General features: G+C 72.8%; 12 protein-coding genes, 1 tRNA gene and 1 riboswitch. Of the genes, 9 read left to right on the forward strand and 4 right to left on the reverse strand.

Annotated features, from left to right (window positions below):
• Positions 1-28 precede the first annotated feature (28 nt).
• Positions 29-982 (reverse strand): RNA polymerase sigma factor SigJ, encoded by a 954-nt coding sequence (gene sigJ / locus OG392_RS19500; protein WP_329281097.1) that lies wholly within the window; start codon positions 980-982, stop codon positions 29-31.
• A 199-nt stretch (positions 983-1,181) separates the two neighbouring features.
• On the opposite strand from sigJ, the gene OG392_RS19505 reads away from it, so the two are divergent.
• The 9 genes from OG392_RS19505 (at position 1,182) to OG392_RS19545 (ending at position 9,554) form a co-directional block, all read left to right on the forward strand.
• Positions 1,182-1,676 carry a rhodanese-like domain-containing protein gene (locus tag OG392_RS19505; RefSeq protein WP_329281099.1) on the forward strand — a complete coding sequence of 165 codons (495 nt, stop codon included), beginning with the start codon at positions 1,182-1,184 and terminating at the stop codon, positions 1,674-1,676.
• Between the two features lie 53 nt (positions 1,677-1,729).
• A tRNA-Met gene (locus OG392_RS19510) sits at positions 1,730-1,803 on the forward strand.
• Positions 1,804-1,920: 117 nt separating this feature from the next.
• Positions 1,921-2,661 carry a MerR family transcriptional regulator gene (locus OG392_RS19515; protein ID WP_329281101.1) on the forward strand — a complete coding sequence of 247 codons (741 nt, stop codon included), beginning with the start codon at positions 1,921-1,923 and terminating at the stop codon, positions 2,659-2,661.
• Between the two features lie 170 nt (positions 2,662-2,831).
• A complete protein-coding gene (locus OG392_RS19520; protein WP_329281103.1) occupies positions 2,832-3,197 on the forward strand; it encodes a hypothetical protein in 366 nt (121 codons plus the stop codon).
• Between the two features lie 62 nt (positions 3,198-3,259).
• On the forward strand, positions 3,260-4,300 hold the full coding sequence (locus tag OG392_RS19525) for a PLP-dependent cysteine synthase family protein (protein ID WP_329281105.1): 1,041 nt from the start codon (positions 3,260-3,262) through the stop codon (positions 4,298-4,300).
• On the forward strand, positions 4,297-5,517 hold the full coding sequence (locus OG392_RS19530; protein WP_329281106.1) for an MFS transporter: 1,221 nt from the start codon (positions 4,297-4,299) through the stop codon (positions 5,515-5,517). The genes OG392_RS19525 and OG392_RS19530 overlap by 4 nt, the downstream gene beginning before the upstream one ends.
• Before the next feature lie 209 nt (positions 5,518-5,726).
• Positions 5,727-6,923 carry a PP2C family protein-serine/threonine phosphatase gene (locus tag OG392_RS19535; RefSeq protein ID WP_443054817.1) on the forward strand — a complete coding sequence of 399 codons (1,197 nt, stop codon included), beginning with the start codon at positions 5,727-5,729 and terminating at the stop codon, positions 6,921-6,923.
• 234 nt (positions 6,924-7,157) lie between these two features.
• Positions 7,158-7,304: riboswitch (cyclic di-AMP (ydaO/yuaA leader) on the forward strand.
• 11 nt (positions 7,305-7,315) lie between these two features.
• Positions 7,316-8,464 carry a M23 family metallopeptidase gene (locus OG392_RS19540; protein ID WP_329281110.1) on the forward strand — a complete coding sequence of 383 codons (1,149 nt, stop codon included), beginning with the start codon at positions 7,316-7,318 and terminating at the stop codon, positions 8,462-8,464.
• Between the two features lie 142 nt (positions 8,465-8,606).
• On the forward strand, positions 8,607-9,554 hold the full coding sequence (locus OG392_RS19545) for an aldo/keto reductase (protein WP_329281112.1): 948 nt from the start codon (positions 8,607-8,609) through the stop codon (positions 9,552-9,554).
• A gap of 98 nt (positions 9,555-9,652) precedes the next feature.
• Here OG392_RS19545 and OG392_RS19550 read toward each other — a convergent pair whose 3' ends face one another.
• From OG392_RS19550 to lhgO, 3 genes are all read right to left on the reverse strand, one after another.
• On the reverse strand, positions 9,653-10,981 hold the full coding sequence (locus OG392_RS19550; RefSeq protein ID WP_329281115.1) for a PrsW family intramembrane metalloprotease: 1,329 nt from the start codon (positions 10,979-10,981) through the stop codon (positions 9,653-9,655).
• Positions 10,982-11,047: 66 nt separating this feature from the next.
• Positions 11,048-11,851 (reverse strand): tRNA (guanosine(46)-N7)-methyltransferase TrmB, encoded by an 804-nt coding sequence (gene trmB / locus OG392_RS19555; RefSeq protein ID WP_329281117.1) that lies wholly within the window; start codon positions 11,849-11,851, stop codon positions 11,048-11,050.
• A gap of 46 nt (positions 11,852-11,897) precedes the next feature.
• Positions 11,898-13,082, reverse strand: a complete 1,185-nt coding sequence (gene lhgO, locus OG392_RS19560; protein ID WP_329281119.1) for an L-2-hydroxyglutarate oxidase — start codon at positions 13,080-13,082, stop codon at positions 11,898-11,900.
• Between the last annotated feature and the right edge of the window lie 29 nt (positions 13,083-13,111).

Below are 13,111 nucleotides of genomic sequence, written 5' to 3' on the forward strand. Positions count from 1 at the left end.
CCCGCTGTCTCGGTACGTCGCGCGGGCCTCAGTACGTCGCGCGGGCCAGGTCCTCCTCCGCGAGGTCGAGTGTCGCGAGCCGCTCCGGGTCCGCCAGGACCTGGAGCTCGACGATCCGGTCCCCGGCGATCGTGAAGGACATGAGGACGGTCGGGCGGCCGTCGGCGACCGCGACGAACGCCGGCGCCCCGTTGACCACGACCGGCAGTGAGGCCTGACGGAACTTGGCGTACATGAGGGCCTGCGAGATGACGGCCTCGGCGCCCCGTACGACCTTGGAGACGGCCGCGAGCGTCCGGCCGCCGTCCGCGCGCAGCACCACGTCCGGGTCGAGGACGGCGAGCAGCCCCTCGAAGTCGCCGCCCTGCGACGCGGCGAGGAAGGCGTCGGCGATCTCCCGCTGCCGGCGGGCGTCGGGACCCGGGGCGGGGGTGGCGTCCTGGACACGGCGGCGGGCGCGGCTGGCGAGCTGGCGGGTGGCGGCCGGGGTGCGGTCCACGATCCGCGCGATCTCGTCGAAGGAGACGGCGAACATGTCGTGCAGGACGAACGCGAGGCGCTCGGCCGGGCCCAGGGTCTCCAGGACGACGAGGAGCGCGAGGCCGACGGACTCGGTCACCTCGGCCGCGTGCTCCGGGTCGGTCGTGCCGGCGACCCGGACGACGGGGTCGGGGACGTAGTACTCCAGCGGGTCCTCGCGGCGCGAGCCGCGCGAGCGGAGCATGTCGAGGCAGACCCGCCCGACGACGGTGGTCAGCCAGCCGCTCAGGTTCTCCACCGCGCTGATGTCGCTGCGGTTGAGCTTGAACCAGGCCTCCTGGACGGCGTCCTCCGCCTCGCTGAGCGAGCCCAGCATCCGGTACGCCACCGCCCGCAGATGACCCCGGTCCGCCTCGAAGCGGCGGGCCAGCAGGTCTTTGCCGTCGGTCTGGTTCTCGCGGTTCTGGTCCACTCGTCGATCTCCCCGTTCGCGTCCCGTCATGTCGTCATGACGGATCAAACCTGGCCGATGTGACGCCGCCTGTCACCCTCCTTCCGACGGGGCATCGGCGGCCGCGGGCATTCCGGTACGTGAGATCCACGCCGCCTCGCGTCCGACGCCCGGGATTCCCCGGCCGATGCCTCGCAGCGCCGGGGATCATCCCTTCAACGTGGTGATCATGATCCCTAGATTGGTCCTCATGACGACGACGACTTCGCAGGTCAACGCGGTACTCCGGACCCCGCCGGCCTCTCCCGCAGCCGCTGCCGCGTTCTTCTCCGCCAGCCTCGCCTTCCACGCCGATGTCTCCGACGTCGCCTCCGTGCTGGCCGCCGCGGCCGCCGACGGCACCGACCCGGGCTTCGTGGTGATCGACTCGCGCTCGACCGCGTCCTGGGACCAGGGGCACGTCCCCGGCGCCGTCCACCTGCCGACCGCGCTCATCCCGGAGCAGGCCGAGCGGCTGCTCGACCGGTCCGTGCCGGTCGTCACGTACTGCTGGGGCCCCGGCTGCAACGGCGCCACGCGCTCCGCGCTGGCCCTCGCGGAGCTGGGATTCCAGGTCAAGGAGATGCTCGGCGGCTTCGAGTACTGGGTGCGCGAGGGCTTCGCGTACGAGACCTGGGAGGGGCCCGCGGAGAAGGCCGCGGACCCGCTGACGGCGCCGGTGGACTCGGACGACTGCGGCTGCTGACGGAATCCGATTTCCGGATCGCCCCGGTCATGCCGTAGAGTCGTATCTACCGACGCGGGGTGGAGCAGCTCGGTAGCTCGCTGGGCTCATAACCCAGAGGTCGCAGGTTCAAATCCTGTCCCCGCTACTCAGTAGCAACGAAGGCCCGGATCCAGTCACTGGATCCGGGCCTTCGTCGTTCCCGCGCGGCTCCCGCAGGTCGGTGCTTGACCTTTACGCAACGTCAAGATCTAGCGTTCTCGGTATGGAGTGGTCGATCCAAGAGATCGCCAAGAAGGCCGGCACCACCAGTCGCACCCTCCGGCATTACGGGGACCGCGGACTGCTGGAGCCGAGCCGGATCGGCGCGAACGGTTACCGGTACTACGACCAGGCGGCGCTCGTGCGGCTGCAGCGGATCCTGCTGCTGCGCGAGCTGGGGCTCTCGTTGCCCGCGATCGCCGAGGTCCTCGCGGGGCAGCGGGACACGTCCGCCGCCCTGCGCACCCATCTCGCGCTCCTGGAGCAGGAGCGCGAGCGCATCGGACGGCAGATCGCCTCGGTGCGGACCACTCTGCACAAGACCGAGAACGGAGAAGAACTCATGGCCGACGAAGTGTTCGACGGTTTCGACCACACGGTGTACGAGGCGGAGGTCACCGAGCGCTGGGGCCGCGACGCCTACGAGAGCGGCGACCGCTGGTGGCGCTCGCTCACCCCGGCGCGGAAGAAGGCGTTCATGGACGAGCAGGCCGGCATCGCCCGCGACTTCGCCCGGGCGCTCCAGGACGGTCTCGCCGCCGACAGCGACGCGGTGCAGGAGATCGCGCGGCGCCAGGTCGCGTGGCTCTCCACCACCACGACCCCGACCAAGGAGTACGTGATCGGTCTCGGCCGCATGTACGTCGACGACCCGCGCTTCACCGTGAACTACGACCGGCACGGTGAGGGCACCGCGGTCCTCGTCCGGGACGCCATGGAGATCTACGCGGAGCGGAACCTCTAGCGGTGTCTTGCCCGAAGCGCCCCGCCGCCGCAGGCGATCGGTGGTTCGCGCCGCCGGAAGCGATCGGTGGTTCGCGCCGCCGGAAGTAAACGGTGGCCAAAACCGCGCCTGTCACTTTGTGCGCCGCGCTGCCCCACCGTAGTGTCACGCGCACCATGAGTGACGAACGCGTGACTGACGTACGCCGGCGGGCGCCCGCCGTGCTCGTCCTGCTCGCGCTCCTCGCCCTCCTCGTCAGCGTCTGCCACGGCTCCCACGGGCACCTGCTGCCGCCCTCCGGCTCCGCGGCCGTCGTCTCGGCCCCCGCGCTGCCGCACGGTTGCGAGCGGTCGGGGGAAGCGTGGTCCTTCGACGTCCACCTCCCCGCGCAGACGGCCGCCGCCCCCCTCGCCGCGCCGGACGCCGGCGGAGCCGTACTCCTGCCGTACGCGGCCGACCTCCGCACCGACCCCCGCGCGCGCTGTGTCCGGGGCAGGGCGGGACCCGGCCCCGAGCCGGGCCGGCTGCTGATCGCCCTCGGAGTGGACCGGAACTGAGCCGGGTCTCGCCCCCGCGTGACCAGGCCCCCTTCCGCGTACTCCCCAAGGACGTCCCACCCATGAACAACCTGCTGTCCGGCAGCCTGCTGCCCGTCGCCGAGCAGACCGTCGGCAACACCCCCGTCCTCCGCACGGACGACGGCTACTGGGCCAAGCTCGAAGGCTTCAACTTCGGCGGCATCAAGGACCGCGCCGCCCTCTACATGGTCGAGCAGGCCCGCCGGCGCGGTGAGCTGCGGCCCGGCGCGCCGATCGTCGAGTCGACCTCCGGAACCCTCGGCCTCGGGCTCGCCCTCGCCGGGGTCCTCCACGGCCATCCGGTGCACGTCGTCACCGATCCCGGCCTCGAACCGATCGTCGAGCGGATGCTCGTCGCCCACGGCGCCCGGGTCCATGTCGTACGGGAGCCGAGCCCTCGGGGCGGCTGGCAGCAGGCCCGGATGGACCGGGTCGCCGAGCTGCTCGTGAGCCTCGACGGGGCCTGGTGGCCCAATCAGTACGGGAACCCCGACAACCCCGACGCGTACGCGGGGCTCGCCGCCGAGCTGTCCGGGCAGCTCGACCGGATCGACGTCCTCGTCTGCGCGGTCGGCACCGGAGGCCACTCGGCCGGGATCTCCCGGGCCCTGCGCGCCACCAGCAGCCCCGCGCTCGAACTCGTCGGCGTGGACTCCGTCGGCTCCACCGTCTTCGGCCTGCCGGCCGGGGAGCGGCTGATGCGCGGGCTCGGTTCCTCCATCCACCCGGGCAACGTGGACCACGGCGCCTTCGACGAGATCCACTGGGTGGGACCGGCCGAGGCGGTACGGGCGGCCCGCCGCCTGGCCTCGCGTCAGTTCGCCACGGGCGGCTGGAGCGTCGGCGCGGTCGCGCTGGTTGCCCGGTGGCTGGCCCGGACCCGGCCGCGCGGGACACGGATCGCGGCGATCTTCCCCGACGGGCCGCAGCGGTACTTCGACACCGTCTTCAACGACGAGTTCTGCGCGGCCCACGGCCTCCTCGACGGGCCCGTACGGGAGGATCCCGCCGGGTACGTCTCCGCGGACACGGTCAGCGGCTGGACCCGCAGGGTCATGGACCGGACGGAGGCCGCGCGGTGACCACGACGACAGCGCCTCCCCGGGGCGGCGTCTGGAGGCAGAGCCGCACCTTCGAACCGGCCGTCCGGCTGCTGTTCCTCAACCAGCTCACCATCAACCTCGGCTTCTACATGCTCATGCCGTACCTGGCCGCGCACCTCGCGGACGGTCTCGGCATGGCGGCCTGGGCGGTCGGGCTCGTGCTCGGCGCCCGGAACCTGTCCCAGCAGGGAATGTTCCTCGTCGGCGGGGCGCTCGCCGACCGGCTCGGCTTCAAGCCGCTCATCGTGGCGGGCTGCGCCCTGAGGACGCTCGGCTTCGGGGCCCTGGCGTTCGCGCAGTCGCTGCCGATGCTCATCGCCGCCTCCCTCGCGACCGGGCTCGCGGGGGCGCTGTTCAACCCCGCCGTCCGGGCCTGTCTCGCGGCCGAGGCGGGGGAGGAGCGCCGGGTCGAGGCCTTCGCGCTGTTCAACGTCTACTACCAGGCGGGCATCCTGCTCGGTCCGCTCGTGGGGGTGGCCCTGACGGGGGTGTCGTTCCGGCTGACGTGCGTGGTGGCGGCGGTGCTGTTCGCCGGCCTGACGCTGGTCCAGCTCCGGTTCATGCCCGCACGGGGCGAGCGGCGGGAGCGGGACGGGGAGGGGACGGGGCAGTTCCGCACGGTCCTCTCGCACCGCACCTTCTGGCTGTTCTCGCTCGCGATGACCGGCTCGTACGTGCTGTCCTTCCAGGTCTATCTGGCGCTGCCGCTCGCCGCCGGCGGCACGGGGCCCACGACGGCGCTCTTCGTCGTGTCCGCCCTGGTCGCGCTCGCCGGGCAGCTGCGGATCACCGCCTGGTGCAAGCGGCGGCTGAGCCGGGAGCGGTGTCTGGTCCTCGGGCTCGCCCTGATGGGCGGGGCCTTCCTGCTCCCGGCGGCCCTCGGCCGGGGTCTGGTGGGGCTGCTGCTGTGCGCGGCGGTCCTGGCCGTCGCGAACGCGGTGCTCTACCCGTACGAGATGGACACGGTCGTCGCGCTGTCCCGGGGGCGCTGGGTGGCCACCCACTACGGGCTCTACAACACGGTGTGCGGGATCGGGATCACCCTCGGGAACCTGGGGACGGGCGCGCTGCTCGACGTGACCGGGTGGTCGGCTGTGCCGTGGCTCGCGCTCTGCGCGGTGGGGCTGGGGTGCGCGGCGGCGATGGCGCTCCTGGCGCGGGGCGGGCGGCTGGCGGAGGGGACCGCCACCGACTGACCCCCGCGCGCGTGGCGGGGCCGCCTCCCTCCGCCCGCGTGGCCGGGCCGTCCGCCACCGCGTGGTGCCCGCACGCGCGCGTGGCCGGGCCCTGCCCCGGTCCGTACGCCAGTCGGCCCCACGGAGGTCGCCGCCCCGGGCGGCGACGGCCACCCTGGGAGGGCGCGGTACGGGCCGCGGCCGGGTACGGACCGGGCAGGAGACCACAGGTGGGGCACCCTCCAGGAGTGACCGACGGGCGGCGTACGGGCGACCCCCGCCGCTCGTACGGGGGCGCCCGGAGGTTCATCCGGGCGCTGCCGCCGCTGATCATCGTGGGCGGTGTCTTCTTCGACGTCCTGACGCCGCCCAAGTACAGCGCGGCGCCGCTGTTCTCCGCCGCCCCGCTGATCGCGGCACCGTTCTTCTCCACCCTCACCACGCTGCTCACCGGGATCGCGGCCGTCCTCGCCTCCGTCGGGCTGCACCTCTACAACGGCACCGCGAACCAGGTCTCGTCGCTGACCGAGTTCCTGACCGTGTTCACGGTCGCCGCGCTGGCCATGCTGATCAACCGGGTCGTCCTCCGCAGCGGCGAGCGGCTCGCCTCGGCGCGGGTCATCGCGGAGACCGCGCAGAAGGCGGTGCTCCCGACGCCCGCCGAGCGGATCGGCGGACTGCAGTGCGCGGCGCGGTACGAGGCGGCGCAGGCGGACGCGTTCATCGGCGGCGACCTGTTCGCCGTCCAGGACACCCCCTACGGGGTACGGCTCGTGGTCGGCGACGTCCGCGGCAAGGGCATGGACGCGGTCGAGGCCGTCGCCGTCGTCATCGGGGCGTTCCGGGAGGCGGCCGAGCAGGAGCGGACCCTGGAGGGCGTGGCACAGCGGCTCGAACGGGCCCTCGCCCGGGAGGGCACCCGCCGGCACGGGCTCGACGCCTTCGAGGGGTTCACCACGGCCGTCCTCGCCGAGATCCCGCGCGGTGACGGGAGCGGCACCTTCGACGGGTTCGTACGGGTCGTCAACCGCGGGCACCCGCCTCCGCTGATGCTGTACACGGACGGGCGCCTGGACACGCTGGAGCCGGGCGAGGCGGCGCTGCCGCTCGGGATGGGCGATCTGGCGGCGTGGCCGGACCGGGCCGAGGCGCGGCCGTACCCGCCGGGCGCGACGCTGCTCTTCTACACCGACGGTCTCTCGGAGGCGCGGAACGCCGAGGGTGTCTTCTACGACCCGGGGAAACGGCTCGCCGGGCGGATCTTCCCCGGGCCCGAGGAACTCCTCGACGCTCTCGTGGACGACGTACGGCTGCACACCGGAGGCGGGTCGACCGACGACATGGCGCTGCTCGCGGTGAGCCGTCCCGCGACGGGGCAGCCGGAGCGGCGTCGGACCATGCCCGTGGTGCCGCAGGGCAGGCCCTGAGGGCCCCGCGGCGGGTCCGGTCACCGGCCGTAGTCGCGAGGTGTCACTGCGATAACAATTGACATAACGTCAGATCGCGAGGGTTTCGGCGTCCCTTACTGAAGGGGGGTCAACTCGGACCATTCCCTCCCAATTCAATGAATGATCAAGAGGAACGGCTTGGAATCGGGACCCCGTGTCTATTAACGTTCGATAACGCAGCGCGGTCGTCCCAGCCGTCGCAAGAGGCGGCACCGTGCGCACGCGCCGAATCCTGAAAAGGAACCGGGGAACCACTACTTGGGGTGAATCGGGCCCTTCGCACTCGTGCGACCGTGCCCGTAGGAGACCTTCCTGCTCCGAACCCGTCAGCTAACCCGGTAGGCGAGAAGGAAGGAAAGGAGCGCGCCTTCGTGGCGTCCAACACTCCCGCACCCGAAGCCCCCTTCGATGCCTTCGGTGGTGGTGCGGGTCCTGCCGCCCCGGACACCGAGTGGAACCCCACCGAGGGATCCCTCCGCTCCGGCGGCCGCCACCGTGTCGTCAAGCAGCGCTCCAACTTCGCCCGTTCCTCCACCGTCCTCGGCGTCGGTGTGATCGCGGCCGTCGGTGCGGGCGGCCTCGCCACCGCGCAGGAGAAGCCCCCGGTGGCCATATCGCTCCCGGACCTTCCCGACCTCAACCTGCCGGACGCCCACGACCTGCCCGGCGTCGGCGACCTCCTCCCCGAGGAGACCCACGAGACGGTCAGCGCAGACCGCGCCAACCCGAACCCGCTCACCGTCGCCACGTACGCCACCCTCGACGACGAGCAGGGCACGCACACCCCGCGGATGACGCAGGCCGGCCTGGTCACCCAGGACGGCCCGGCCGCGCAGTCCGCGCCCGGCGCCCACGACGCGGGCGAGGCCCTGCGCGCCCGCATCCTCCAGCAGGCCGAGCAGCAGCAGGCCTCCGCCGACGCAGCCGACAAGGCCGCGGCGGAGAAGGCGGCGGCCGAGAAGGCTTCGGCGGAGGCCGTGGCCAAGGCCGACGCCGCGGAGAAGGCGGCCGCCGAGGCGAAGGCCAAGGCCGAGGCGGAGGCCAAGGCGAAGGCGGAAGCCGAGGCCAAGGCGAAGGCCGAGGCGGCGGCCGAGGCCGAGCGCCTCGCCAAGCTGGCCGCGAGCTACTCGCTGCCGCTCTCCTCCTACAGCCTCAGCGCCACCTACATGCAGTCCGGCTCGATGTGGTCCTCCGGCTACCACACCGGCCTCGACTTCGCGGCCCCCACCGGCACCCCGCTCAAGGCGGTCCACGGCGCCACCGTCAAGTCGGCCGGCTGGTCCGGCTCGTACGGCTACCGCGTCGTCCTGGAGCTCTCGGACGGCACCGAGATCTGGTACGCCCACATGTCGTCCATGACCGTCTCCGCGGGCCAGACCGTGGGCACCGGCGAGACGATCGGCCGCGTCGGTGCCACCGGCAACGTGACCGGCGCCCACCTCCACATGGAGGTGCACACGCCCGGCGGCTCCGGCCTCGACCCGGCGGAGTGGCTGCGCTCCAAGGGCCTGACCCTCTGACCCCTCCACCCGCCCCGAGAACCGACGGAACGGTCCTGAGGGAACGTGCCTGAGGGAACGGCCCCGGCGGACGGCCCCGGACGGCGCCCACGGGAACGGCCCTCACGGAATAGCGCCGGCGGCGCGGACGGTTGTCTCGACCATGACGACTCTCCGCCCGCTGGGCAGCTCCGATCTGCATGTCTTCCCGCTCGCCCTGGGTGGCAACGTCTTCGGCTGGACCGCCGACGAGGCCCAGTCCTTCGCCGTCCTCGACGCCTACACCGCCGCCGGCGGCAACTTCGTCGACTCCGCCGACGTCTACTCGGCCTGGGCCGAGGGCAACGAGGGCGGCGAGTCCGAGACCGTCATCGGCCGCTGGCTCGCCTCGCGCGGCAATCGCGCCGAGGTCGTCGTGGCCACCAAGGTCGGCGCCCACCCCCACTTCAAGGGACTGTCCGCCACCACGATCAAGGCGGCCGCCGAGGAGTCGCTGCGCCGCCTCGGCACCGACTACATCGACCTGTACTACACGCACTTCGACGACGAGTCCGTCCCCGTCGAGGAGATCGTCACCGCCCTCGACCGGCTGGTGAAGGACGGCACCGTACGGGCCGTCGCCGCCTCCAACATCTCCCCCGAGCGACTGCGCGCCTCACTCGACTTCGCCGAGTCCGAGGGCCTCGCCCGTTACGTGGCCCTCCAGCCGCACTACAACCTGGTCTCCCGCGACACCTACGAAGGCCCCCTCCTGGAGACCGTCGAGAAGGCCGGGCTCTCCGCCGTCCCGTACTACGGCCTCGCCTCCGGCTTCCTCACCGGCAAGTACCGCCCCGGCACCACCGTCGACAGCGCCCGCGCCGCCGGGGCCGGCGGGCACCTCGACACCGAGCGGGGCCGGGCCGTGCTCTCCGCGCTCGACACGGTCGCCGAGGCGCACGGCGCGGAACTCGCCACCGTCGCCCTCGCCTGGCTCGCCTCCCGCCCGACCGTCGCGGCGCCGATCGCCTCGGCGCGTACGGTCGAGCAGGTCCCGGCGCTGGTCGCGGCGGCGGAACTCACGCTCACGGACGCGGAGCTGGCACTCCTGACCCAGGCGTCGGCCGGCTAGGGCCTGTCGGCACACTCCCGTCTGCCCCGCGACGCCTGGCACTCCCTCTGCCGCCCCTCGGCTCCTGCCCGACCCGTGAGAGCCGTGCAAGAGACGCTCTAGCTCCGGTACGGGTTGAAGCCGTCGTAGTCCAGGTACTGCGGCGGCGCCCAGACCTGGCCCGTGGCCCGCGCCGCGTACGTGAGCGCGGGCGACGCGACCGCCCGGCGCTGCCACAGATGGTGCAGCAACTCCTGCTCCCGGGCCGGGAAGTCTGGCCCCGCCGTCCCCCGGCGGGCCCGGTCCCGAAGGAACGCCAGGGTTGTCGCGAAGGACTCGTACTCACCGACGGCCCGCGCCGCGGCCTGCCCGTACGTCCGGGCGGCGAAGGAGCGGGCCAGCTGGCGGGCGCGCATCGAGGAGAGCGCGAGCGGCTCGGCGGGGGAGAGCCACCCGGCCGCCGCGTACGCCGGGAGCTCGCCGGATATCGTGCGCAGCTCGCGCTGCCGGCTCCAGACCGCGAGCCAGGTCAGCAGACCGAAGGCCGGGACCATGAGCGCCCCGTACACCGCGTAGAAGGCCAGCGGGCCGCCGAAGGTGGCCGAGCCGTTCCAGGCGGCGTGCAGGCCCATGGCGAGCAGCAGCCCGGCGAACGGCAGCAGCACCCGGCGCAGACGCCTGCCGCGCGGCGCGAGGGCGGCGAAGCCGAAGCCGATGCCGGTGAGCACGGTGAAGAGCGGATGCGCGAACGGCGACATCACGACCCGGACGAAGAAGGTCGCGGCGGTCACCGAACCGAGGCCGGTGGCGCCGAACTCCTGGTCCTCGCCGAAGGCGTTGCCGAGGTAGAGGATGTTCTCGGTGAAGGCGAAGCCGGTCGCGGTGAACCCGGCGACCACGACCCCGTCGACGAGCCCGCCGAAGTGCCTCCTGCGGAAGAGGAACAGCAGCAGGATCGCGGCGGCCTTCGCGGTCTCCTCCACCACGGGTGCGACGACGGTCGCGCCCAGGGTGTCCGCCGAGGTGGGATCGGCGGTGGCCGTCGCGATCCAGCGGACCGCGAAGGAGTTCGCCAGGATCGCGACGAGCGCGGCGGCGAAGGCGCCCCAGGCGAACGCGAAGAGCTGGTTCTTCCACGGACGGGGCTCGACCCGGTCGAGCCACCGGAACGCCGCCATCAGCAGCGGTACGGGAAGCACGGCGAGGCCCAGACCGACGAGGAAGCCCTCGGTGCCGGTCTGCTCCCGGACCAGCCCGAGGATGAACAGCGCGCAGATCGCGAGCACGGTGACGAGAGCGACGGCCCGGACCAGCCGGCTGCGCCAGAAGTGCCGGCGGGGCCGGTAGCGCCACTGGGACCGGTCGGCGGCGGCCGGGAACGCCGGCTCCTCGGTGTCCCGGTGGGGGACGGGAGCGGCACCGGCTTCGGTGGGGTCGGGGAAGGACACGTGAGCGACCCTAACGACCGCCACCGACACCGGGAAAAGGGTTAAGCCCGGTGCGAAGGCCCCGGGTCACTTCCTCCGGAAGAGGAGATCGTTCACGACGTGGCCCTTGTCGAGCCCCTGCCCCTCGAAACGGGTGAGCGGCCGGAAGTCGGGCCGCGGCGCGAAACCGCCGTCCGCCTGGGTGTTCTCGAAGTCGGGATGCGCCGAGAGCACCTCCAGCATCTGCTCGGCGTACGACTCCCAGTCGGTGGCGCAGTGCAGCACGCCGCCGGGCTTGAGCCGGGTCGCGAGGAGGCTGAGGAACTCGGGCTGGATGAGACGCCGCTTGTGGTGGCGGGCCTTCGGCCACGGGTCCGGGAAGTAGACGCGGCAGCCGTCGAGGGAGTCCTTGTCGAGCATCTCGCGGAGCAGGATGATCGCGTCGCCGTTGGCCACCCGGACGTTGGTCATGCCGTTCCGGTCGGCGAGACCGAGGAGATTGCCCTGACCGGGAGTGTGGACGTCGACCGCGAGGATGCCGGTGCCGGGGTCGGCGGCGGCCATCTGCGCGGTCGCCTCGCCCATGCCGAAGCCGATCTCGAGGACGACGGGAAGCCCGTCGAACATCTCGCCGAGGTCGAGGACCCGCTTGCCGTCGATGTCGAGACCCCAGTCGGGCCACCGCTTGAGCAGGGCCTCGGCCTGACCGGTGGTGACACGGCTGCGCCGCGGCTGGAAACTGCGGATCCGCCGCTCGTGATGAGACCCGGCGGGATCGGGCAGGGGCCCCTCACCGGGCGCGAACCGCTGACTGCCCCGCTGCGAGACGGGACGGACGGTCTCGGCGGGGTCGGCGGTGGGACGCGCGGAGTTCTCTGGCTGCTCAGACACAATGCCCCAATCCTACGGCGAACCCCGCCGCCCGCCGGGCGGTGGGCTACAGCCGCGCCAGCGCCCTCCCCGCCACCTCTCGGCCGATCGGCAGGGACGCCGTCGCCGCGGGCGAAGGCGCGTTCAGCACGTGGACCGTCCGCGGGGCCTCCCGGATCAGGAAGTCGTCGACCAGCGTCCCGTCCCGCAGCACCGCCTGCGCCCGCACTCCCGCGTCCGCCCGTCTCAGGTCCGACTCCGACACCACCGGCAGCAGTCGCCGTACCGCCTCCGTGAAGGCCCGCTTCGACACCGACCGCCGCAGCTCACCGGCTCCGTACCGCCAGTGCGCCCGGGCGATCGCCCACGAGCCGGGCCACGCGAGCGTGCCGGCGAGTTCGCGCGGGCGGACGACGGACCAGCCGTACCCCTCGCGGGCGAGCGCCGGGACCGCGTTCGGCCCGATGTGGACGCCGCCGTCGATGCCCCGCGTCAGATGCACCCCGAGGAACGGGAAGGCCGGGTCCGGCACCGGGTAGACGAGGCCCCGCACGAGAGAGGGGTCCCGCAGCTCGTAGTACTCCCCCCGGAAGGGCACGATCCGCATGCCCGGGTCGTCGCCCGCGAGACGCGCGATCCGGTCGCAGTGCAGCCCCGCGCAGTTGACCAGGACCCGCGCCCGCACCACGCGGCCGTCCGCCGTGCGGACGGCGACGCCCCAGGGCCGCCGGTCGATGACGGTGACCTCCGCCCCGTAGAGGATCCGGGCCCGGGAGGATTCGGCGAGCCGCCGGGACACCGCCCCGTAGTCGCAGATGCCGGTCGTGCCGACGTGGATCGCGGCCAGGCCCCGCACCCGGGGCTCGTACTCGCTGATCTGGGCGGGGCCGAGCTCGCGCACCGGGATGCCGTTCTCCCTGCCGCGCTGCACGAGCGCGTGCAGCCGGGGCAGCTCCTCGCGCGAGGTGGCGACGACGAGCTTGCCCGTCACCTCGTACGGAATGTCCCACTCCGCACAGAACTTGACCATTTCGGCCGCGCCCTCGACCGCGAAGCGCGCCTTGAGCGACCCCGGCCGGTAGTAGATCCCGCTGTGGATCACCCCGCTGTTGCGCCCGGTCTGGTGGCTCGCGAGCGCGTGCTCCTTCTCCAGGACGGTGACCCGGGTGCCGGGAGCGGCGCGCGTCAGGGCGTACGCCGTCGACAGACCGACGATCCCGCCGCCGATCACCAGCACGTCACAGTCAAACACCAGCGCCACCTCCCACCCCCGATAGTGCA

The sequence above is a fragment of the Streptomyces sp. NBC_00691 genome, from assembly GCF_036226665.1.
Lineage (GTDB): Bacteria > Actinomycetota > Actinomycetes > Streptomycetales > Streptomycetaceae > Streptomyces.